The sequence below is a fragment of the Chelativorans alearensis genome (assembly GCF_010993735.1).
Lineage (GTDB): Bacteria > Pseudomonadota > Alphaproteobacteria > Rhizobiales > Rhizobiaceae > Chelativorans > Chelativorans alearense.
The window spans coordinates 79,358-102,611 of the sequence record NZ_WQNI01000001.1 but is presented as its reverse complement, the minus strand read 5'-3'; the positions used below and the strand labels follow the sequence as shown (position 1 = coordinate 102,611).

The following is a 23,254-nucleotide window of genomic DNA, read 5'->3' as shown; positions in this document are numbered from 1 at the left end:
TGCCGATCAGCGCCTGATCTCGGGCGCGACGCTTGCGAAACGCCCCAGGACGACCGGCTGCGGCGCACTGCCGGCACTGCGTTGCTGCGCCTCGCGCGCGGCCTGCGCTTTTTCGACCTGACGCTGAAGCACCTCCTCGCGGGGCCCGTATTCTTCCAGATATCCATCTCGCAGAACCATAATGCGGTCCGCCTTCTCGACGACCGAGCGTCGCTGGGTCACGATCAAAACCGTGATTCCCTCCGCTTTTGCCGTAGCGAGCGCATGCTCCAGAGCCTTCTCTCCTTCGGCGTCGAGATTGGCGTTCGGCTCGTCGAGAACCAGGATCCTCGGCTCGCCGAAGAAGGCGCGGGCAAGCCCCACACGCTGGCGCTGCCCGCCCGAGAGCTGAAAGCCTCTAGGTTCTATCATCGTATCGTAGGCCTTCGGCAGTTTCAGAACGAGATCGTCCATCCCGGCCTTCTGGGCGGCGCGAATGATGGCTTCTCCGGACGCGTCGGCGTCGAAACGGGCGACATTCTGCGCGACCGTTCCCGGCAGAAGCTCAACGTCCTGCGCGAGATAGCCAATATATTGGCCGAGACGGTCGGGATCCCAATTGCGAATGTCCGCACCGTCGATCCGCACCGCGCCTGATCGCGGCTCGATCGCTCCGATCAGCGTGCGCATGAGGGTCGTTTTTCCCGCCCCGGAAGGTCCGATCACGGCCACGCACTCGCCAGCGGGGATCGTGGCACTGATGCGTTTCAGCAGCGGCTCGCCCGCCTGCGTTTTTCCACGCCCCGCGGCCTCTCCGTTCGGCGGAAAAACGACGACGGCTTCGAAAGTCACCTCGCCGCGCGGAGCGGGGAGATCGGTGCGCATCTCGGCTGGCCTTGCGGCGGCAAGCGCCTCGCTCAGACGCTTCCAGGCCTTGCGTGCTTCGATGAAGCCCTTCCAATTGCCGATGACCTGATCGATCGGCTGGAGACCACGCCCTGAGATAAGCGAGGCGGCAAAGATCATCCCCGCCGTCATTTCGCCCGCTAGCACAAGGTAACCGCCATAACCGAGAGTGGCGATCTGGAGACCGAGGCGCAGGATACGTGACAAGCCGGCGAAAAGCGCATTGACCCGGTTCATCCGATCCTGCGCGGCGAGAGAAAGAGCCTCCTCCGAGCCCCAGTGACGGACGATGTTGCGGTTCATGCCCATCGCCGTCAGGCTTTCTGCATTCCTGACAAAGGCTTGAGCGGTGAGGGTCGCGCTCATCTGGCGGGTGGTGGCATCGTCCGCCGCCTTGGCGCTCGTCCACTGGTTGGCGATGGCGATGGCGACGAGAACGACCGCTCCTACCAAGGTAAGCCAGAAGAGATTCGGATGGATCAGATAAAGAAGCCCGATAAAGAAGGGGGCGAAGGGCAGGTCTAGGAAGGCGAAGAGCCCCCGCCCGGAGGTGAAGCCACGGACGGCGTGGAGATCGCGGAGCGGCTGGACGTCACCGAGGCTCGCGCGGGGGGAAGCCATGGACGCCAGAAGCGCGTCCGCACCGACCGCCACTTCGAGACGTCCGGCGAGACGCCCGGCCATGATCGCTCGTACGCTGTCGATGATACCGAGCAGGAGAAGCGTGCCGGCGGCAATAACGGAAATGTAGATCAAGGTCTCGAAGGAGGCCGATGTCAGCACCCGGTCATAGATCTGGAGCATGTAAATCGGCTGAACGAGCAGCAGCAGATTTACCATGAATGTAAAGCCGACAAGCCCCGTGAGGCCCTGGCGAAAAGTGGCCGCCAATCGCTCTCCGCCTTGCATTCGTGAGTGATCCCCTCGCAATAGCCGGCTTGCCGGGCGCTGCCAGCCGCCGCCGGCAGCGCCCCTCTTTCCCTGCATCATATGCACGCAAAGAAGAAATAACAGGCCGACGAGGCGTCTTTTCACGCCGGCCTGGGCCTTGAAGCCTTCGCACGCGTGCCATCAGTACCGTATGATTACGGAATGTCTCACCGGCTAATCATCATTTGTTCATTGCCCGGCGGCATTCAAGATCAGGCCACAAGCACGTTGTCCCCGAGATTGAGGCCGATGAGCAGCGGGTCGTGGTCCGACGTCGCATAGACATCGTCGTTGTAGAAGGCCGGGTTGTTGAATTCGCTGGAATAGCTGAGCAGGTCCGGCTCCTGCGCGTTGATGTGCCATTCGGCAACGCCACTGACCTGCCCGGCGAGAGACTGCGAGGCCAGTCCCTGATCGAGCGTTCCCTGCTGCCCGTCGAAGATATAGCTGAAGGCGTCGTCCTGCCCGATGAAGCTGTCGATCAGATCGACATAGCCGGCGTCGCGAATGGCATCGACGGGGTCTTCCCGGGCGTAGGCGTTGAGATCGCCGATGATCAGGACGTCCGTGTCGCTGACGCCGTTCTGCGCGAAATAGCCGCCGGGATTGCTCGGATCGAGCCATTCGGCGAGTTGTTGTGCGGCCGCCGTTCGGGCCGCGTTGAAGGCGCCCTGACCGTCGCCCTGATCGGCGTCGGCGCCTGTGCCGGTTCCGCCCTTCGACTTGAAGTGACTAACCGCGACGGTGAACTCTTCGCCCGTCCCCACCTCTTCGAAGGTGGCCGCGATGGTGGGACGGTTCAATTGCTGGCCGCCATCGTCGTAGACGAGGAAATCGGAAGCTACGAGGGTGACTTCGTTTGCCCTGTAGATAAGGCCGGTTGTGATGGCATCGGTGCCGATGAAACCCTCGGAGCCGGCTTCGGTCGGATTGGCGTAGGCATAAGTGACACCGGGTTCGGCGGCTGCATTCAAGGCATCGACCAGCGTCGCGATCGCCGAGGCACTGTCGAAGCCGTTGTTCTCCAGCTCTTGCAAGCCGAAGACGCTGGCGTCGATCTCGAGCATCGCCTCGACGATCTTGTCGGTCTGGCGCGCGAGATCCTCTGCGGTCGCCGCGCCGCGCGGCTCTAGATTGTTCGGGCCGGAGCCAGCGCCCGAGCCATCGTCCAAGGTAGTAAAATAATTGAGGAGGTTGAAGCTCGACACCGTCAGCCGGCCACCGACATCCCCAGGCGCGTCGGGACGGGCAAGACCGTTGGTCGCCTCGTCGACCGGCAACACGCCGTCGACCAGCATCTTGTACTCGCCGAAATCGTACGTGAGGATACCTTCGACCGGTGCGTTGAGCTCGGCGCCGAGCCGGAGCGTCGGGCCGTCTTCCGCGAACGTATCGCCGGCGTCCAGATAGCCATTGCCGTTGTCGCCGACAGAGGCGGGGACGTAGCGGAATTCATCCGGATTCTGGGTCGAGGAGCCGTCGTCGATGGCCAGCCGGTTGTTGGCATTGGCTTGCTGAAGCGCCTGGATTTCGGCGAGCTGCGTGTCCGGGTCGTAGATCTGGGTCGGCTGGACCTGGGTGCCGGCGGACACCGTGATCTCCCCGAAACGGTCAAGATTGAAGTTCTCGATCACGGTCAGCGGGTCGTCCGTGCCGCTCGTCAGCGTGATGGCCATGCCTTCGTATTGTTCGAGATTGGCCGTGAAGTCCGGCGAAAGCGCGATTGTTGCGGATGTCGGCTGCGCGTTACCGCTCGAAATGGTCACAATGTCGGTAACATCGGTGATCTCGGTAAGGTCGAAAAATTCTTCCACCGTCCCGGCAACCTCGACCTCGTCGCCGACAGCCACATCCGGCGCACCGCCGGTAAAGACGAAAATGCCCTCCGAGGTCGTGTCGTCACCGTCGGCGTCGCTATCTTCTTCCTGAAGATAAAAGCCGTTCGCAACCGTATAGGTCACGATCGCCGAAACGAGCACATATTCGCCGACAAGGAAGCTGGCGGTGCCGCTGCCCTGGATCTCGGAGATGAGATAGGACGTCGGCTCGCCGCCACCGCCGGAATCGCCGTCATTGGCCGCGCCCGGCGTCTGGTCCTGCGGTCCAACCCAATCCATAGCGCCATCGCCGCTCCGTTGCAGCGAGAGCCCGGTGGCAGTGCTGCTGCCCTCGGCGACACCGATATCGGTCGACGTCATGCCGGCCGCGGTACCGTTGGCCGCCGTGACGGTGCCCTCATAGGACAGGAACTCGATCACGCTGCCATTCTCGGAGAGCGCAATGCCATCCGGCGCGCCGTTCTGGATACCGTTCGCCGGCAGGTCCCACACGTAATAGTCGTATTCACCGTCCGAAGTCATGGAAAGGCCGGAGACGGCCGCCGAATTGTAGGTGCCACCGCCATTGCCGTTATAGAGCTCGACCAAGAGCCCCGAGACGTCGGCGCCGGCCGCGACACGGACCTCGACGAACTCGCCCGTATCGGTGCCGGCATTGTCATAGTGGATCTCGTTGATGCGTGGCGCCACGGGTGCCGTGTCGTCCGCCCCGTTGATGGTGATCGTGACTTCCTCTTCGGTCCCATCCGAGCTTGCGACGATGAAGCTGTCGGTGAGGGTTTCGCCGGCGCCAAGCGCATCGACGGCCGCGTTGTCATTGTCGAGTGTGTAGGTCCAGTTCCCGTCCTCGTCGATGCTGTAACTGCCGTAGCCCATGGCGCTCGCCTGGTCGCTCGCCGGCCGAAACAGGTTGTCGTTGTCGACATCCTGGGCGGTGAGAGCGCCGGTCACGGTCGGTATTCCCGGCTCGGCACCGGCCTCGGTCACCGAGCCACCGATGTCGCCGGTAATCACGGCGACGTCGTTCGTGCCGGTGATCGTCACCGCAACGGTTGCGGCGGCGGTACCGCCCTTACCGTCGTCGACGGTGTAGGTGAAACTGTCGACGGCGGTTTCGCCCTCGTTCAGATATTGGAAAATATCACCCGGATCATAGGAAACGATACCGTCCGCCAGCGAAACCGATGCGCCAGCAGCACTTGTCCCCGTAGCGGCGACGACCGTCAGCGGGTCGCCGTCGAAATCCCGATCGTTCGCCGCAAGATCGTCCGCGTTGAACGTGAGTACGGTGTCCTCGTCGGCCGAGACCTCGTCGTCGGCCGCGAGCACCGCATTGTTGCGTCCGTCGAGGTAGAGCGTATAGCCGCTCGCCTCGAAGCGGATGGCCTCGATACCGTTGAGAATATCCCGATCGCCATCGGGATCGGTGACCGTGAAGAGGTTGTCGGAGTGGCTGGTGATCCGGGGAAAGCGATAGTCGGATATGCTTCCCGAATAGATCGCCGTGTCGAAACCCCGCCCACCGATGATCAGGTCACCGCCGTCGCCGCCCTCGATCTCGTCATTTCCTGCCCCGCCATGGACTATATCGCTGCCTGCGCCCGCATCGATGCGGTCATCCCCTCCTAGACCGAAGATCAGGTCGTTCCCGTCGCCGCCCTCGATATGGTCGGCACGACGGGTTCCGAAATAGAGCCGCGGAAAGGAAAAGAAGGAGGACATCCTGGCAACCTCTTGTTGGACGGACGATAGCCGGGTTGACGTAGCAGCCGACTGCGACAGTCGCTTGACACGCCGTCAACCGCCCCGGTCGAGGACCGGGGCGGCAACATAACAGCACTGCTGACATTTGCACGCGACAGTGCGCTCGATCACGGCGCGACGGTGGCGTCCTTCTTTGGCCTCAGGAAACGACCGACGAGGAGCGGTGCCACGAAGCCCAGGATCGCCAGCGTCCAGATGGTGATGGCGATCGGCGAGCCCCAAAGGATCGACATTTCCCCGTCGGAAATGGTGAGCGCCCGGCGCAGGTTCTTCTCCATCTCGTTGCCAAGCAGGATGCCGAGGATCACCGGCACGAGCGGCACGTCGAGCTTGCGCAGGAGATAGCCGCCCACCCCGAAGATAATCATCACCAGGAGGTCGAAGGTCGAGCCGGACAGGCCGTAGATGCCGACGAAGGAAACCATGGCGACGGCCGGCATCAGATATTTCGTCGGCACCTGCAGGACGCGCACGAACACCCCCACCATCGGCACGTTTAGCAGAAGCAGCATGATGTTGCCGATGAAGAGCGCAGCGATCAGGCCCCAAACAACCTCCGGCTGCTGGGTGAACAGCAGCGGCCCCGGGGTGACGTTGAGCGCCATCAGCATGGCGAGCATCACCGCCGTCGTGCCCGACCCCGGCACGCCGAGCGCCAGCATGGGCACGAGCGAGCCGCCAGCGGCCGCGTTGTTGCCGGCCTCGGGCGCCGCCACGCCGCGCGGGTCGCCTTTGCCGAAGGTGCCTTCCTTGTCCTTCAGCCGCTTTTCGAGCGTGTAGGAGACAAACGAACCGAGCGAGGCGCCGGCCCCCGGCAGGACACCGGCGAGGAAGCCGATCACCGTGCTGCGGGCCATGGTGCCCGCCGTCTTGGCCAGCATCGAGACGGGCGCGGTGATGCGGTTGAGCTTCGTCTTCTCGCTGCCGGGTGCCGAGCCGTTCGGATGTTCGAGGAACAGGAACACCTCGGAAATGGCGAACAGGCCGACGATGGCGATGAGGAAATGAATGCCCTCGTAGAGGTGGATTTCGCCGAAGGTGAGCCGTGGCACGCCTGTTTGGTGGTCGACGCCGACCATGGCGATGGCGAGCCCGAGGGCCGCGGCGATGACGGCCTTGGCCTGGTTGCGCGCCGCAATCCCGCCGAGCGTCGCGAAGGCCAGCGTGTAGAGCGCGAAATACTCCGCCGGGCCGAAGAGAAGCGCTATCTTGACGAGCTGCGGCGCCAGGAACACGAGCCCCCAGGTGGCGAAGAAGGCACCGACGAAAGAGGCGATGCCGGAAAGCGCCAGCGCCTCGCCCGCCTGCCCCTTCTGCGTCATCGGATAGCCGTCGAGCGTGGTCATCATCGCCGGCTCGTCGCCGGGTATGTTGAGCAGGATGGAGGAGATACGCCCGCCATACATGGCGCCGTAATAGACCGAGGTCAAAAGGATCAGCGCCGGCGTCGCCGGCAGGCCGAGCGTGAATGCGAGCGGGATGAGGATGGCCACGCCGTTGGCAGGGCCGAGACCCGGCAGCGCGCCGATGATGGTGCCGAGGAAGCAGCCGATCAGCGCCAGCCCCAGGTTCTGCCAGGTGAGCGCGACAGCAAAACCGTCGCCGAGACTTGCAAGAATGTCCATATCAGAATCCCCACGGTCCGAGGGCGAGCGACAGCCCCAGCACGAGTCTGAAGATGACGAAGATGCCGACCGCGATGGAGACGCCGGCAATCGCCGCGGCGATCGGCCCGGCGCCGAGGCGCCAACTCAGGAGGCCCGACGCTACTGCGGTGGATACGGTGAACCCGAATTCGGGCAGCGCGTAAGTGTAGGCTGCCATGACGACGACTGCGAAGGCGATCTCGCCGATCCGCCCCAGCCGCGGCCACACCGGCTCCGGGTCGGGCTTCAAGAAGGTGTAGAGCGCGGCGAGCGCCAGCACCACGCCGACGCCGATGGGAAACGCCTTCGGCCCCATCGGATCGGAGATGAAGCCGACCTGAGTCTGGGCGGCGAAATAGATGTACAGCATGGAAAGCAGCAGACAGGTGCCGCCCAGTATGCGGTCGCTCATCGTCGTTTCCTCCCGTTCTGGCGATAAAACCGGCTCCCTCGCGCGTCATCCCGGAAAGCCGCAGGCTTGTCCGGGATGACGGCGCGGAGGTTCGACCCGACCTAAACGCCCTTCAAAAGGTGTCTATTGCAGGATGCCGATCTCGCGGCTCAGCGCCTCGGTGTTGGCGATCTCGCCGCTGACGAAGGCGTTGAAGTCGGCGCCGAACTCGGCGAGCGGCATCAAGCCATTCGCCTCCATCACCGCCTTCCACTCGTCGCTCTCATAGGTCGACTTGATGGCGTCGACCCAGAAGTCGTAGGCATCGTCGCTCATGCCGCCGGGCGCATAGAAACCGCGCCAGTTGGCGCCCACCGCGTCGATCCCCTGCTCCTTGGCCGTCGGGAACTGCCCGAACTCACCCGGCAGCCGCTCGTCCGCGAGCACCGCAAGCACCTTCAGGTCGCCCGAATCGACAAATCCCTTGGTCTCGGAAATATCTCCGGAAAACGCCTGCACGTGGCCGCCCAGGAGCTGCGTCACGGCCTCGCCGCCGCCCTCGAAGGCGACGTATTTGATAGTGCGCGCATCGTCGATGCCCGCCGCCTTGGCCGCAATCAGCACTTTCAGGTGGTCCCAGCCGCCCACCGCCGAGCCGCCGGCAAACGACACCGCGGACGGGTTCTCCTTCACCGCCTCGAACAGGTCGGCAAGCGTTTCGACGGGCGAATCCTTGGACACGGCGATGACGCCGTAGTCTGCGCCGATCGTGCCCAGCCAGCGCACCTGATCCTTGCTAGCACCGGGAAAGGCGCCCTGGGCAAGCCGCGTCGTGGTGGCCGAGGACGCCGCGACGATGAGGCTGTCGTCGCCGTTGCGCTTGGCGACCACCTCGGCGAAGGCCACACCGCCGCCACCGCCCGCAAGGTTGGTGACCTGCACCGGGCTCGGCACGATCTTAAGATCGTAAAGCGCCTTGCCCACCTGGCGGCAGGTGAAGTCCCAGCCGCCGCCGGCATTGGCCGGCGCGATGCACTCGGTGTTGCCCGCCTCGAAGGCGAAAGAGGCGCCCACCGGAGCGAGGGTTGCAAAAAGGGTTGCGGCAGCAGCCGCGATAAGCTTCTTCATGAGGTAATCCTCCCTTGTTCCTGCCGCACGGGTTTCGTGCGAAGGTCCGGTGAGGATACGGCTATAAGCTGTCACCAAGCTGTCATTTCGCAGAGGAGACGAAGAGCGTGCGTGTTCTGGTGGTGGAGGACACCGAGGACGTCGCCGAGGCGATCCTGGCGCATTTCCAGCGCCACGGTCACGTTTGCGACCATGCGGCAAGCCGCGAAGACGCCGCGCATTTCCTCGGCCTTGCGGAGCCTTACGACCTCGCCATCCTCGACTTGAACCTGCCCGACGGCTCGGGCCTGGAGCTCCTGAAAGGGCTGCGCGCGGCGAAGAACCCCGTGCCGGTGCTGGTCCTGACGGCCCGCATGCACGTGGAGGACAAGATCGACGCGCTCGACTTCGGTGCCGACGACTATCTGGTCAAGCCCTTCGACCTGCGCGAACTGGAGGCCCGCGCCCGCGCCGTCAGCCGCCGCCGGCATGGCGCGGCGGAAGCGGTGGTGGAAGCCGGTAACCTGCGCTGCAACTTCGCCGCCCGCTCCGTCACTGTTGCCGGACGCGAGGTGGAGCTGACGCGACGCGAGTTCATCTTGCTCGAGGCCTTCATGGGCAATGTGGGCCGCGTTCTTGAAAAGGACGATCTCTATTCCCGCCTCTACGGCCTCACGGGCGAAGCCGGCCTCAACGCCGTCGAGGTCTATATCGCCCGCCTGCGCCGCAAGCTGGACGGCGCGGATCTCGAGATAAAGACCCTGCGCGGCCTCGGCTATCAGGCCGTACTGCGGGAAGGAGCAGGGCCGTGATGATGCCGATGGCGTTCACATATCGCTCCGCCTGCCAACGAAGGCTCCCCGCATGACCGCGCTCGCACCAGACACCGCGCGTGGCCAATCCATCGCTTTCCGGCTGGGTGTGGCCATGGTGCTCATCCTGGTGCTGGTGGTGCTGGCAAGCATCGTCGCGGCGACACGCTTCGGCCAGGCGGCAAGCGACGAGACCTTCGACCGCCTGTTGCGCGGCGCCGCCCTGCAGATCGCCGAGCGCGTCTCGGTGGCGGACGGGCGGGTCAGGCTCGACCTACCGGTTTCCGCCTTCGAACTTCTCTCGCTCGCCCGCTCCGACCGCGTCTTCTACCGCATCATCGGCCCCGACGGGCGCACCATGACCGGCTACGAGGATCTGCCCCTGCCGCGCGAGAACGCCGGTCCCGACGCCATCTACGACGCCCGTTACAAGGATACGGCCATCCGCGCCGTCAAGCTCACGCGCCTTCTCGCCGAACGCTCGATGAGCGGCCAGGTGGTCATCGTCGTAGCCCAGACGACGCGCGAGCGCGCCGGGCTGGCAGCCAGCATCGCCACCAACGCCGTGCTCATCATCGCCGCCGCCGGCGTGCTCCTCCTCTTTCTGGCGCTCCTCGTCCTGCGCGTGGCGCTGCGCCCGCTCGCCCGCGTCGAGCGCGCCATCCTCAAGCGCGAGGCGAACGACCTCTCGCCCATCGACGTGCCGGCGCCGGAGGAGGTCGCCGTGCTGGTGGCGGCGATCAACCGCTTCATGGGCCGGCTCGAAAGCCGCATCGAGGCCATGCAGAACTTCGTCGCCGACGCCGCCCACCAGATCCGCACACCGATCACCGCGCTCCGCGCACAGGCGCAACTCGCGCTGGAAGAAAAGGACCCGGAGCGGCTCAACCGGCTGCACCGGCGGCTCTACGCCCGCAGCGTCGGCCTCGGACGGCTGGCCGACCAGCTCCTGAGCCACGCGCTGATCGCCCACCGCGCCGATACGGCGGCGAGGGAGACGATCGACTTGAGACGCGTGGCAATGGAGGCCGAACGGGAGACGCGGGCCGTCTCCGATGAGGCGATCGGCGTCGACCTGCCCGACGAGGAAGTGTGGGTGGAAGGCGACCCGGTGAGCCTGCGCGAAGCGGTGAAGAACCTTTTGAACAACGCCGCGAAGCACGGCGCCGCGCCCGTCACCGTTGCCGTCGAGCGGCACGACGGATGGGCCTCCATCATGGTTCGCGACCGTGGCGCGGGCATTCCCGAGGCGCTCGCCGCGCGCATCGGCGAGCGCTTCACCTCGGACGGCATCAGCCCCGACAGCGCCGGCCTCGGGCTCTCCATCGTCGCCTCGGTGGCGGCCATGCACGGGGCACGGCTTACCCGCCGCACCTGTGAAGACGGCTTCGCCATCGGCCTGGAAATCCCGGTGGCGCGGCCATGAGGCGGCTCGTCCTTTCCCTCGCCATCCTCCTCGCCTGGCCCGCCGGCGCGGTGGAGACACGCATGCCGCCGCGTGGAGAAGAAACGCAGGCGCATCTGGTGATCGAGAGCACCACCGATTTCGTCATCTTCGAGCCCATCCTGCTGGCCTTCCAGCGCCAGAATCCCGGTGTCGCCATCACCTATCGCGAGCTCACCACTAACGAGGTCGCCGACGACGTTACGGCGGCCTGTGAAGAAGGCCGCTTCGTTGCCGACCTCATCATCTCCTCTTCCATCGACCAGCAGCTCAAGCTGGTCAACGACGGCTGCGCGCTGCCGCTGCGCACCGAAGCCCGCGCCGGGCTCCCCGACTGGGCCCGCTGGCGCGAGGAGCTTGTCGGGCTCACCTTCGAGCCCGCCGTCACGGTCTACAACCGCGCCTATTTCAAAGATCGGCGGCTCCCCGAAAGCCGTTTCGAGCTCATCGACCTTCTGCGCGAGAGCGAGAACTTCGTCGGCAAGGTGGGCACCTACGACATCGAAAGCTCCGGCGTCGGCTATCTCTTCGCCTTCCAGGACGCGCTGCAGGCCAGCACCTGGGGCCGTCTGGTGGAAAGCCTCGGGCGCAACCGCGCGCGCCTCTTCTGCTGCACGGCCGACATCCTCGACCGGGTGGCCGACGGACGCCTGCTCATCGGCTACAACGTCCTCGGCTCCTACGCGCTTCAGCGCATCGAAACCGACGACCGCTTCGGCATCGTGCTCCCCGACGACTACACGCTCGTGCTCGCCCGCGCCGCCTTCGTCGCGAAGGCTGCGCGGCAGCCGGAGCTGGCCGAGGATTTCGTCGCCTTCATACTGTCCGCGGAAGGCCGCGACATCCTTTCCTCCGAAATCCGCCTCCTGTCGCCCGTCGACGGCGCCCAGCGGCTCGCCGCCCTGGCGGCAGGCGCTGCCGCCGACCCGGAGACGCTGCGCCCCATCGCCATGACGCCGGCGCTCCTGGTGGGCCTCGACCGGGCCAAGCGGGAGATATTCCTTGAACAATGGCGCGCCGCCCTGCCGGCGGTGGCGGTAGGAGAGGAATGATACCACGGCCTTGGCGATTGCGGCGTATCGATGTGCGGCCTCGGGCTTGACCGGAGTACCCATGCCTGAACACTACCCCCGGTAAGAAACCGCAAAGCCACCCTCCCCGAAGCGCAGCCGCCACCAAGCCAAGGAACACGCCCATGCCCGATCTTCTCGTGCCCCTCTACAAGCTCCCGCAAGAGCGCGGAACGGGCCTTGAAAGCGGCGTCACGGTGCGCCGCGCGCTGGCGCCGGAAATGCACGCCGTGTGCGCTTTCGCCGAGGCGCATTTCAACAGGGGCTGGGCGAGCGAATGCGCCGTGGCGATGGCGGGCAGGCCGCCTGGCGCTTACCTCGCCGTCAAGGGAGAGAAGTTGCTCGGCTTCGCCTGCTACGACGCGACGGCGCGCGGCTTTTTCGGGCCGACCGGCGTCAGCAAGGCCGCGCGCGGAAAGGGCCTCGGCCGCCGGCTCCTGCTGGCAACACTTCACGCCATGCGCGAGGCCGGCTACGGCTACGCCGTCATCGGTGGCGCCGGGCCGGTGGATTTCTACCGGCGTCATTGCCCGGTGATCGAGATCCCGGGCTCGGAACCCGGCATCTACGAGGGGATGATCAGATAGCGGAGCGAATGCGCGGACGCTCCCTTCCCCTCAAGGGGAGGGAGATTGATGAGCGGCATGATGGATGCTAGCTGACATCCCATCACAATTTGTTTTTTCCAGAGGGAGAATGAAATGACCAAACGCCTTATCTCGATGGTTGGGGCCGTCGTGCTCTGCATTGCGGCTGGCGGCGCCACGCTGGCGCAGCAGCCGCAGTTTTTCCGCATCGGCACCGGCGGCACGGCCGGCACCTACTACCCTATCGGCGGTTTGATCGCCAACGCCATTTCCAACCCGCCCGGCTCGCGTCCCTGCGAAGAAGGCGGCTCCTGTGGCGTGCCGGGCCTGATCGCAACGGCGGTCTCAGCCAACGGCTCGGTGGCCAATGTCAATGCGATTGCCGGCGGATCGCTCGAATCGGGCTTCTCGCAGTCCGACGTCGCGACCTGGGCCCATTCCGGCACAGGCATCTGGGAGGACCGCGAGCCGGTGGAGAAATTGCGCGCCATAGCCAATCTCTACCCCGAGACGATCCACCTCGTCGCCAGCGCCGAAAGCGGCATCGACAGTGTCGACGACCTTGCCGGCAAGCAGGTCTCTCTCGACGAGCCGGGCTCCGGAACGCTGGTGGATGCACGCATCATCCTCGAGGCCTACGGTTTGAGTGAAGAGGACGTCGAGGCGCATTACCTCAAGCCCGACCAGGCAGCCGAGCGCATGCGCGACGGCGCGATGGACGCCTTCTTCTTCGTCGGTGGCTTCCCGGCCGGCGCCATCGCCGAACTGGCCAGCCAGCATGACATCACCCTGGTACCGATCTCGGGTGAAGAAGCTGCCGCGGTAAGGAACGAATATACCTTCTTTGCCGAGAACGTTGTTCCGGCCGGCACGTACGAGGGCGTGGAGGAAGAGGTAACAACGCTTTCCGTCGGCGCGCAATGGGTCACCAGCGCCGACCAGCCTGAGGATCTGATCTACGAGATCACCAAGGCGCTGTGGAACGACGGCACCCGCAAGCTTCTCGACGCGGGCCACCAGAAGGGCCGGCAGATCACACTTGAGACGGCGTTGGATGGCGTCGGCATTCCGCTCCACCCCGGCGCCGAGAAGTTCTACCGCGAAGCCGGTGCCCTGAGCGAATAGACCGGCAAACAGCCGACTGAACGGCGGCCCGGCCCCTCAGGAGCCGGGCCGTCTTCCGAATCGCGGGCGGGCAATGCCGCCCCCTTGTTTCCCGAAAGGTTGCGCAGGATGGCGGCTCCGTCTGAAGCTGAACGCGCAGAGGTGTTGACCGAGCAGCATATGAAGGATCTGGAGGAGCGCTTCGATCCGGAAGTGCGGTTCCGCCCCTTGCCGCCCCTGCTCGGTTGGATCGCCGCCGGCGCGCTCTTCATCCTCTCCTGCTATCATTACTACACGGCGGGTTTCGGCATCCCGCAGGCGACGACCCACCGCGGCCTGCACCTTGCCTTCACGCTGGCACTTGCCTTCGTGTTCTTCACGGCCTGGGGACAACCGCGCGAGCCGCGTTCCGGCCTGCTGAGGCCGCTGGGCCTGCCGCTTTACGACTGGCTTTTCGCCATCGCCGGTGCCGTGACCGCGCTTTATGTCCCGTGGATCTTCAACGACCTGGCCTTCCGCGTGGGCAACCCGCTGCCCATCGACGTTTTCATGGGCACGATCCTGATCGTCGTGATGCTGGAAGCCACCCGCCGGGCCATGGGGTGGCCGCTGCCGGTGATCGCGGTCCTGTTCATCGCCTATGCGTATTTCGGCCAGTCGATGCCGGGCGTCCTGGCGCATCCGGGGGCGAGTTGGGACAACATCGTCAACCACCTCTATCTCACCAGCCAGGGCATCTACGGAACAGCCCTCGGCGTCATCTCCACCTACGTGTTCCACTTCGTCCTGTTCGGCGTTTTGGCCACGCGCATCGGGCTCGGGCAGCTCTTCATCGATCTCGCCTCCGCGCTCGCGGGGCGTTATTCCGGCGGTCCGGCAAAGGTGTCGGTACTGTCCTCGGCGATGCTTGGCTCCATCTCCGGCTCGTCCATCGCCAACACGGTGACAACCGGCTCGCTCACCATTCCCGCCATGATCCGCATCGGCTATCCGCGCCACTTCGCTGCGGCGGTCGAGGCGGCAAGTTCCACCGGCGGGCAGATCACGCCGCCCGTCATGGGCGCGGTCGCCTTCCTGATGATCGAGTACCTCGGCGTGCCGCTGACGACGATCCTCACCGCCGCCCTGGTGCCGGCCTTCATGCATTTCTTCGGCGTCCTGGTGCAGGTCCATCTCGAGGCGCGTCGGCGCGGGCTGCGCGGGCTGACCAGAGACGAGCTTCCCGTTGCCTGGACCGTCTTCAAGGCAGGCTGGCTGACGACGCTGCCGCTGTTCGTACTGGTGGCCGTGCTCTTGTCCGGCAAGACGCCCTATCTCGCCGCCTTCTGGGGCATCACCTCATGCCTTCTCGTCCTGGTGATCCAGAACCTGGTCCGCCACGACATCCGCACCGCGCTGCGCGAAAGCGTCCGTGAGACCTGGGACGGTTTCGTGGTGGGCGCGAAATACTCGCTCTCCGTCACCGCGGCCGCAGCGCTCGTCGGCGTCATCATCGGCGTGGTGACGCTGACCGGCGTCGGCTTCAAGATCGCCTATATGGTCACATCCATCGCCGCCGGATGGGCTGAGAGCGTTTCGGCCAGCCTCGCGTTTCTGCCCTTCGAAGTGCTGAGCGTCACGGCGCTGACATTGCTGTTCACGCTTATCATGACAGCGGTGGTGTGCATCCTTATGGGCTGCGGCATTCCCACCACGGCAAACTACCTCATCATGATCGCCGTGGCGGCGCCGATTCTCGGCCTGCTCGGTGTTGAGCCGCTCGTCGCCCACTTCTTCGTCTTCTATTACGGCGTGCTGGCCGACATCACGCCGCCCGTGGCGCTGGCGGCCTATGCCGCCTCCGGCATTGCCGGAGCCAACGCCTTCAAGGCTGGCAACACCGCCTTCCGGCTCGGAATGGGCAAGGCGCTGGTGCCGTTCGTCTTCGTGTTTTCGCCGTCCCTGCTGCTTGTCGTCGAGGGCTTTAGCTGGACGGAGTTCCTCCTGGCCGGGACCGGCGCAATGGCGGGCATCTGGATGCTCTCGGCTGCCTTCGCCAACTGGCTTTTCGCGCCGCTGCGCACATACGAACGGGCACTTCTCGTGGTGGCGGCGATCCTGCTGGTGGCTCCGGACCTTTACGCCACCCTCGTGGGCGTCGTTCTCGTTGCGCCTGTTGCCCTGCGGCAGATGCCGTTCATCGGCAAGGAGGCTGCGGCAGGCAACGAGCGGTGAAGGCGGTATGGATAACCGCCAACGCACGCTCTTTGCCTGGCCGGTTCATTCGCCCGCGGCGACGGCGGGAACGGGAATCGTCGCCTCTCCGGTCTGCTTCAGCGGCCGGTTGCCGGTGAGACGACGCAGCATCACGTAGAAGACCGGTGTCAGGAAGATGCCGAATGCCGTCACGCCGATCATGCCGGCGAACACCGCGATTCCCATCGCCGCGCGCATCTCGGCGCCGGCCCCGGTGGAAAGCACCAGCGGCACCACGCCCATGATGAAGGCCATCGATGTCATCAGGATCGGGCGCAGCCGGAGCCTGCTGGCCTCGATTGCCGCTTCCTTCGGCGTCATGCCGGCGAATTCGAGCTCACGCGCGAACTCGACCATCAGGATGGCGTTCTTGGCCGACAATCCGACGAGAACGATGAGCCCGATCTGGGTGAAGATGTTGTTGTCGCCCTGGCTCAGCCACACGCCGGTAAGCGCCGCCAGTATGCCCATCGGCACGATCATGATGATCGCCAGCGGCAGCGTCAGGCTTTCATAGAGCGCGGCCAGCACCAGGAACACCAGAAGCAGCGCCAGCGGAAAGATCACGATGCCCGAATTCCCGGCGAGAATCTGCTGGTAGGTCAGTTCCGTCCACTCGAAGCTGATTCCCGGCGGCAAGGTTTCCGCGGCGATCCGCTCCGCTGCCGCCTGCGCCTCGCCCGACGAATAGCCAGGTGCCGGCCCGCCGCTTATATCCGCCGACAGGAAGCCGTTATAGCGCATCGCACGCTCCGGTCCGGCGCTGGGCTCCACCCTGAGCAGCGCCGACAGCGGGATCATCTCGCCCGACTGCGACCTCACCTCCAGCTTGCCGATATCGTCCGCCCGCCCGCGGTAAGGCGCATCCGCCTGAACGCGCACGGAGTAGGTCCTGCCGAACTGATTGAAGTCGTTGACGTAGAGCGATCCCAGATAGATCTGCAGCGTGTCGAAGACATCGGTCACGGCCACGCCGAGCTGGTGTGCCTTGGTGCGGTCGAGATCGGCATAGAGCTGCGGAACGTTGACTTGATAGCTGGAAAACAGCCCGGCCAGCTCCGGCGTGGCGTAGGCCGTGGCAAGGAACGCCTTGGTCGCCTCGTCGAGCGCTTGATAGCCGAGGCCGTTACGGTCCTCGATCTGCAGCTTGAAACCACCGATGGTGCCGAGCCCCTGGACCGGAGGCGGCGGGAACATGGCGATGAAGGCCTCTTGAATGCCGGCGTACTGGACGTTGAGCTGCTGGGCGATCGCCCCGCCGGAGAGCTCCGGCGTCTGCCGTTCCTCGAACGGCTTCAGGGTCAGGAAGACGATGCCGGCGTTGGAGCTGTTGGTGAAGCCGTTGATCGACAGGCCCGGAAAGGCCACGGCGCTCTCCACGCCCGGCTGCTTCAAGGCTATGTCGCCCATGCGCCGGATGACCTCGTCGGTGCGGTCGAGCGTCGCACCGTCCGGCAATTGCGCGAACCCGACAAGGTATTGCTTGTCCTGCGCGGGCACGAAGCCGCCGGGTACGGCATTGAACATGCCGAAGGTCGCCCCGACGAGCGCGAGATATAGCCCCATGATCACCGTCTTGCGTGACAGGATGCGTCCGACGCCACCGCTATAATACCGGGAGCCGCGGCTGAAGGCATAGTTGAAGCCGCGGAAGAACCAGCCGAAGACCGCATCGATGACCCGGGTGAGCCAGTCCTTCGGCGCGTCGTGGCCGCGCAGCAACAACGCCGCCAGCGCAGGCGACAGGGTGAGTGAATTGAATGCGGAAATCACCGTGGATATCGCGATCGTCACGGCGAACTGACGATAGAACTGCCCGCTGAGCCCGGAGATGAAGGCAAGCGGCACGAACACGGCGACCAGCACCATGGAGATGGCGACGATCGGCCCCGAGACCTCCCGCATCGCCCGGTACGTCGCCTCGCGGGGTGCGAGGCCCTCTTCTATGTTGCGCTCGACATTCTCCACCACGACGATGGCGTCGTCGACGACGATGCCGATGGCAAGCACAAGACCGAAGAGCGTGAGGGCGTTGATGGAGAAGCCCAGCATGTACAGCACCGCAAATGTGCCGATGATCGAAACCGGTACGGCGACCAGCGGGATAATCGAGGCGCGCCAGGTCTGCAGGAACACGATGACGACGAGCACGACGAGAGCGATCGCTTCGAGCAGCGTGTGCACCACCGCATCGATCGAGGCGCGGACAAACTGCGTCGTGTCGTAGACGATCCGGTATTCCACGCCCTCCGGCATGGTTTGTTGCAGTTCGTCCATCACCCCTTGAATGTTGTCGGAGATCTGGATGGCGTTGGAGGCGGGCGCCTGGAAGATGCCGATCGCCACCGCCGACTTGTTGTCGAGCAGCGAGCGCAGCGCGTATTCCGCGGCACCCAACTCGATCCGAGCGACATCGCGCAGGCGCGTGATCGCACCGTCGGCGCCGGTCTTGATGATGATGTTGCCGAACTCTTCGGCCGACTGCAGGCGCCCCTGCGCGTTGACGGAAAGCTGCAGATCGAGGCCGGGGACACTCGGCGAGGCGCCGACGACACCGGCGGCGGCCTGGATGTTCTGCTCGCGGATCGCCTGCACCACGTCGCTGGCCGACATGTCGCGCGCGGCAACCTTCTGCGGGTCGAGCCACACGCGCATGGAATAGTCGCCTGAGCCGAAGACCTGGACATCGCCGACGCCTTCGATACGGGCGAGCCGGTCCTTGACGTTGAGCACCGCATAGTTGCGCAGATAGGTGATGTCGTAGCGGTCGTTCGGCGAAAGAAGATGGACGACCATCGTCAGGTCGGGTGAACTTTTCACCGTGGTGATGCCGAGGCGCCGCACCTCTTCGGGCAGGCGCGGCTCGGCCTGGGCGACGCGGTTCTGCACGAGCTGCTGCGCCTTGTCCGGATCGGTGCCGAGCTTGAAGGTCACGGTCAACGTCATCAGACCGTCGGTCGTGCCCTGGCTCGACATGTAGAGCATGTCCTCGACACCGTTGATGGCTTCCTCGATCGGTGTCGCCACCGTCTCGGCGATGACCTTCGGATTGGCGCCTGGATACTGCGCGCGGACAACGATCGACGGCGGCACGACTTCGGGATATTCGGAGATCGGCAAGGCACGCAGACCGAGCAGGCCGGCTACCAGAATCAAGACCGACAGCACGCCCGCGAAGACCGGCCGGTCGACGAAAAATCTTGAAATATTCATGTCACGTCCGCCCCTTCCGGCAGTGCATTGGCATCGGTGTATGGTCCGCGATGAACGGCGTGCGTCCATCGCGAAAGGATTTCGGTCAATGTTCGGTGCCGGGAACGGGACCTCCGCTCCCGGCTGCGGCTATCGTTTGGAGCCGTCGGCTTCGGCCATCGTCTGCTCCGTCGTCTCGGCGGTCGCTACCTGGGGCTCCACGAGGGCGCCCGGCCGGACCCTTTGCAGTCCGTTGACGACGATGCGCTCTCCCGCCTCGAGGCCGCTTTCGACGATACGCATGCCTTCGGTCGAGGGCCCAAGCGTCACCTGGCGATAGGCAAGGGTGTTTGCCGCATCGACGACAAGGACGAACTTCTTGTCCTGATCGGTCCCGACTGCCCGCTCGCTGATCATGAGTTGCCGCTCTGGCCTTGGCTGACCCACGCGCACGCGCACGAACTGGCCCGGGATAAGGCGGCCGTCGGGATTGTCGATGACCGCCCGCGCACGCACCGTCCCGCTCGCGGTGTCTATCTCATTGTCGATGAGCTGGAGGCGCCCCTTGATCGGCGTAGCGTTTTCGTCGGCCGTGCTGATCTGCACGGGGATCTGTTCCACGGCTGGCGCACCCGTCTCCGTTGTCGGTAACTGCGACAGCGCACGTGTCACGAACCGCTCTTCGATGTTGAAGCCCGCATAGATCGGATCGACCGAAACCAGCCTTGCCAGAACCGGAGAGCCGGCTCCCGCCGCGACGAGGTTACCAGCCGTGATCTCGAGTTGGCCGACGCGGCCTGAGATCGGGGCGCGAATGTCCGTATAGCCGAGGTCAAGGCGGGCGGATTGCAGCGCCGCCTTGGCCGAACGAAGGCTGGCCTCTGCCTCGTGGTGAGCGCTCAGACGTTGGTCGAGATCGCTTTGCGAGACAGTGCGGGAGGCGGCGAGCCGGCGTCCCCGCTCGAGCTCGAGCTTGGTCAGTTCCACACGCGCCTCGGCGGCGCTGACGACGGCCTCGGCCTGTGCGACCGCCGCTTCAAAGGGCGCCGGATCGATTGCGACGAGCAGATCGCCCTTCTCCACGAGCGCCCCTTCGCGGAAATGCACCGACTGGATCGCGCCGGCGACGCGGGAGCGGAGCTCCACGCGATCGACCGCTTCCAGGCGGCCGGAAAATTCCTGCCAGACAGTGACGTCGCGTGGCTCGACCACGGCAACGGATACGGGTACGGCCTGGGCGGGCGCGGCGGCAGTGGTGTCGGCCTGGGCCCCGTCAAACCACTTCGGCATCAGGACGGTGCCCGCGATCGACGCGACAACGGCCAGGCCGGCTCCCCAAAGGAGCCAGCGGGTGATAGACATTTTCATGAATCTCTCCTTGCGGCGCTAAGGCCGGATCAGGTCAAACAGTCCGTGTCAGTGGGATAACGCTCCGGTTTCATGGAAGAACGCGGCGAAATGGCCGCAGACGGTCTCCCCCCATTCAGGTTGGACGCCCAGGCAGTTGCCGTAGGCGCCCGGCCATCCGGTCCGAACGGTCAAGACATGCTCACGTACGACGACGCCCGCCTCCCTCAGGCGCCTCGCATAATTCAGGCTTTCATCGTGCATCGGGTCGTCCTCGGCCGTCAGCACGAGCGCTGGAGCGACCCCGGCAAGCCGCATGCAATGGGCGGGTGCGGCGTAAGGGTGGCAGGCCTTGGCGGCAAATCCGAGATAGCGGTTCCAGCCGTCCGCCCATCTGCAACCGCTCGCACCAGCTTCCGCCTTGCGGAACGAGCCTGTCGCCATGCACGGGTCGAGCATCGGCGAGAGCAGGATCTGCCCCTGCAGCCCTCCCAAGTGCTGGTCGCGGGCCATCAATGCAACGCCGGCCGCAAGATTGCCGCCGGCCTCTTCCCCGGCCACGAAAAGAGAGGATTCCCTGTGCGCCAGCTTCGCGCGCCGCTTGCACAGCGACGACATGATGTCGAACGAGAGCTGGAGCGCCGCCGGGAAGGGATGTTCGTATGCACTGGAATAGTCGGCCGACACCACGACAGCGCCCGCCTTGGCGAGCAGCGTGGAAACCAGTTGCCCCGTTGCCAGCGAACCGTTGAGAAACGCGCCGCCATGCAGGTGCAAAACGAGAGGGGGCGATTTCGTCAGGGCGCTATCGCGGTAGATGCGCACGGGAACCGATCCCACCGCAGCGTCAAACCTCTCCTCTGTCCATTCCGTTCCCATGGGGCTTCCAGCGTCTTCCCGTATGAGCAACCGCACCGGTTGCGAGAAATATCGGTGGCATATCGCACAACCCTCCTGACAACACCTCGTCAGGAGACACACGATAACGTCTTCGCGTCCCTGCCGATCGGGTCGTCGGGTATCGATGTGAAGATGGTATTGTGTTGCTCTTGGAAAAAGTGTGTTATTTATGACTTCACTATTTCCATACGTGAACAATCGCCCTTCAAGTTTGACCGGGGAGACAGGGATGGACCAGCTTGCCGCCATGCGTGCCTACGTTCGCGTCGTGGAAGCGGGCAACTTCACGCGTGCCTCTGAGTCTCTCGATATGCCGAAGGCGACCGTAACCAAGCTGATACAGGGGCTGGAAGCACATCTTCGAACGAAGCTTCTGAACAGGACGACCCGCCGCGTGCTGGTGACCCCCGATGGCGCGCTCTACTACGAAAGGGCGCTCAGGCTCCTGGCGGACATTGAGGAGCTGGACTCAAGCATGGCCTCCTCGCAGTCCCTCCCTCAAGGCAGGCTGCGGATCGACATGTCGGGAGCGTTGGCGAGCCTGATCCTCATCCCGGCAATGTGCGATTTTCATGCCCGTTATCCGAACATCCTGATCGATCTTGGCGTTTCGGATCGGCAGATCGACATCCTTGCGGAGAATGTCGATTGCGCAATTCGGATCGGGGAGCTTTCCGAACCGTCGCTGATCGCCAGACGCATCTCGGAAATGAGCCTGGTGACCTGTGCCGCCCCGGCCTACCTGGCAAGGTATGGCGAGCCCCGGCATCCTCGCGATCTGGAGCAAGACCACCATGTGGTGAGCTATTTCCGTGCCGAGAACGGCCGCCAGTTGCCTTTTGTCTTCAACCGGGAGGATGAACGGCTCGAAGTGAACGGGCGCTATGTCGTATCGGTCAACGAAGCCATGACCTATGTGACGGCCGCAAGAGCTGGAATGGGCGTCGCACAGGCTCCTCGCTTCATGGTCGAAGAGGCATTCCGCGCCGGCGCTCTGCAGCCGGTCCTTACCGAGTGGAACCGGGACGCGATGCCGATCTACGTGGTCTTCCCGCCGAACAGGCATCTGAGCAACAAGCTGAGGGTCTTCGTGGACTGGATCGCCGCTCTTTTCGCAGAGTCGGGAATCGGTGGCCGGGGATCCGGCAGCAGGAGTAATGCCGCTCCCACCGCGGTTCCTTCTACGTGACTGCAGGCCACCGTCTGGGCTGCAGCGCGCCGTGGAACCACTGGACGAAGCTCCCTATCGAGAAGACCGGCAGGCCTGTCGCCTCGCGGATGTCGGCGGCATAGGGGATCATGTTCGTGCATTCGAGCACGATGGCGCCAAGATCCGGGTTGCTCGCGGCCAGTTGCAAGGCTGCCTCGACATTGTCCCGTCGCGCCGCCTCGACATCCAATTCGTTCTCGTCGCCGAGAATGACACGGGTGAATTCGCGCCCTCCTTCCGTGGTGCCGATCGGGGTGTCGGCGGGAGCACCGGCTTTCTCCAGATGAAGAGGCGTCAGCGTCGATCCTGAAATGGTCAGGATACCGGCGCGCTTGCCACGGGGCAGGAGCCGATTCACCAGCGCGACCTGCATCAGCGAGGAGGTTGCCACCGGCACGCCCACCGCCTCGGCGAGCTCGTCCTGGAAAAGCGACAGGAACCCGCAATTGGTGGTGATGCCGTCGGCGCCATCGGCCACCAGTTCCCGTGCCGCATCGACGAAGACGTCGAGCAGGCCCTCCGCGCTCCGCCGCACCACACGGTCGGGCGTGGCGCCGCGGACGATCTTGTAAAGAACGGGAAAGGGCCAGGTGAGCGCGTTGCCCATGTCGCCGGGAATGCGCGGAAAGCGCGCCTCGAGCATCAGGATGCCGACCGCGGCACCACAGACCGGCTTTCCGCCTTTTACACGCATGTTTCGCCCCTGAACGGCATGATCTGGAAGCCCCGTCTTGACGGCCTCTCCCATTCGCGCCTGTATACGGGCTTCAAGCCCGCACGTCCAAGCCTTCG

At 64.8% G+C, this 23,254-nt stretch carries 16 protein-coding genes; 7 read left to right on the top strand and 9 right to left on the bottom strand.

The features are described 5' to 3' along the window. Positions 1-6: 6 nt before the first annotated feature. The 5 genes from GPJ75_RS00440 to GPJ75_RS00420 all read right to left on the bottom strand — a co-directional run bounded on the left by GPJ75_RS00440 (position 7) and on the right by GPJ75_RS00420 (position 8,582). Positions 7-1,776, bottom strand: a complete 1,770-nt coding sequence (locus GPJ75_RS00440; RefSeq protein ID WP_163263985.1) for a type I secretion system permease/ATPase — start codon at positions 1,774-1,776, stop codon at positions 7-9. Positions 1,777-2,027: 251 nt separating this feature from the next. Continuing rightward, the gene (locus GPJ75_RS00435) at positions 2,028-5,375 is read right to left on the bottom strand and encodes an ExeM/NucH family extracellular endonuclease (protein ID WP_163263983.1); all 3,348 of its coding nucleotides are present in this window, start codon (positions 5,373-5,375) and stop codon (positions 2,028-2,030) included. A gap of 149 nt (positions 5,376-5,524) precedes the next feature. Then, a complete protein-coding gene (locus tag GPJ75_RS00430) occupies positions 5,525-7,042 on the bottom strand; it encodes a tripartite tricarboxylate transporter permease (protein ID WP_163263981.1) in 1,518 nt (505 codons plus the stop codon). Position 7,043: 1 nt separating this feature from the next. After that, positions 7,044-7,475 carry a tripartite tricarboxylate transporter TctB family protein gene (locus GPJ75_RS00425; protein WP_163263979.1) on the bottom strand — a complete coding sequence of 144 codons (432 nt, stop codon included), beginning with the start codon at positions 7,473-7,475 and terminating at the stop codon, positions 7,044-7,046. Positions 7,476-7,598: 123 nt separating this feature from the next. Further along, a complete protein-coding gene (locus tag GPJ75_RS00420) occupies positions 7,599-8,582 on the bottom strand; it encodes a Bug family tripartite tricarboxylate transporter substrate binding protein (protein WP_163263977.1) in 984 nt (327 codons plus the stop codon). Positions 8,583-8,689: 107 nt separating this feature from the next. On the opposite strand from GPJ75_RS00420, the gene GPJ75_RS00415 reads away from it, so the two are divergent. The 6 genes from GPJ75_RS00415 to GPJ75_RS00390 all read left to right on the top strand — a co-directional run bounded on the left by GPJ75_RS00415 (position 8,690) and on the right by GPJ75_RS00390 (position 15,792). Next, a complete protein-coding gene (locus GPJ75_RS00415) occupies positions 8,690-9,373 on the top strand; it encodes a response regulator transcription factor (protein ID WP_163263975.1) in 684 nt (227 codons plus the stop codon). Between the two features lie 52 nt (positions 9,374-9,425). Continuing rightward, the gene (locus tag GPJ75_RS00410; protein WP_163263973.1) at positions 9,426-10,799 is read left to right on the top strand and encodes a sensor histidine kinase; all 1,374 of its coding nucleotides are present in this window, start codon (positions 9,426-9,428) and stop codon (positions 10,797-10,799) included. Then, on the top strand, positions 10,796-11,869 hold the full coding sequence (locus GPJ75_RS00405) for an ABC transporter substrate-binding protein (protein WP_163263971.1): 1,074 nt from the start codon (positions 10,796-10,798) through the stop codon (positions 11,867-11,869). The genes GPJ75_RS00410 and GPJ75_RS00405 overlap by 4 nt, the downstream gene beginning before the upstream one ends. A gap of 143 nt (positions 11,870-12,012) precedes the next feature. Next, positions 12,013-12,474 carry a GNAT family N-acetyltransferase gene (locus tag GPJ75_RS00400; RefSeq protein ID WP_163263969.1) on the top strand — a complete coding sequence of 154 codons (462 nt, stop codon included), beginning with the start codon at positions 12,013-12,015 and terminating at the stop codon, positions 12,472-12,474. 114 nt (positions 12,475-12,588) lie between these two features. Beyond that, a complete protein-coding gene (locus GPJ75_RS00395) occupies positions 12,589-13,599 on the top strand; it encodes a TAXI family TRAP transporter solute-binding subunit (RefSeq protein WP_163263967.1) in 1,011 nt (336 codons plus the stop codon). Positions 13,600-13,707: 108 nt separating this feature from the next. Then, on the top strand, positions 13,708-15,792 hold the full coding sequence (locus GPJ75_RS00390) for a TRAP transporter permease (RefSeq protein ID WP_163263965.1): 2,085 nt from the start codon (positions 13,708-13,710) through the stop codon (positions 15,790-15,792). A 45-nt stretch (positions 15,793-15,837) separates the two neighbouring features. On the opposite strand, the gene GPJ75_RS00385 is transcribed toward GPJ75_RS00390, so the two are convergent. The 3 genes from GPJ75_RS00385 to GPJ75_RS00375 all read right to left on the bottom strand — a co-directional run bounded on the left by GPJ75_RS00385 (position 15,838) and on the right by GPJ75_RS00375 (position 21,231). Next, positions 15,838-19,026: an efflux RND transporter permease subunit gene (locus GPJ75_RS00385; RefSeq protein WP_163263962.1), complete on the bottom strand. Its 3,189-nt coding sequence runs from the start codon at positions 19,024-19,026 to the stop codon at positions 15,838-15,840. A gap of 129 nt (positions 19,027-19,155) precedes the next feature. Continuing rightward, entirely contained in the window at positions 19,156-20,373 is a 1,218-nt protein-coding gene (locus GPJ75_RS00380) for an efflux RND transporter periplasmic adaptor subunit (protein WP_163263960.1), read from the bottom strand. A 48-nt stretch (positions 20,374-20,421) separates the two neighbouring features. Continuing rightward, complete coding sequence (locus tag GPJ75_RS00375) at positions 20,422-21,231, bottom strand: alpha/beta hydrolase (RefSeq protein WP_163263958.1); 810 nt, start codon at positions 21,229-21,231, stop codon at positions 20,422-20,424. A gap of 250 nt (positions 21,232-21,481) precedes the next feature. Between GPJ75_RS00375 and GPJ75_RS00370 the strand changes: the two genes are divergently transcribed. Next, complete coding sequence (locus tag GPJ75_RS00370) at positions 21,482-22,441, top strand: LysR family transcriptional regulator (protein ID WP_163263956.1); 960 nt, start codon at positions 21,482-21,484, stop codon at positions 22,439-22,441. On the opposite strand, the gene GPJ75_RS00365 is transcribed toward GPJ75_RS00370, so the two are convergent. Next, positions 22,434-23,156, bottom strand: a complete 723-nt coding sequence (locus tag GPJ75_RS00365) for an aspartate/glutamate racemase family protein (RefSeq protein WP_163263954.1) — start codon at positions 23,154-23,156, stop codon at positions 22,434-22,436. The two genes, GPJ75_RS00370 and GPJ75_RS00365, sit on opposite strands and share 8 nt — an antisense overlap. Between the last annotated feature and the right edge of the window lie 98 nt (positions 23,157-23,254).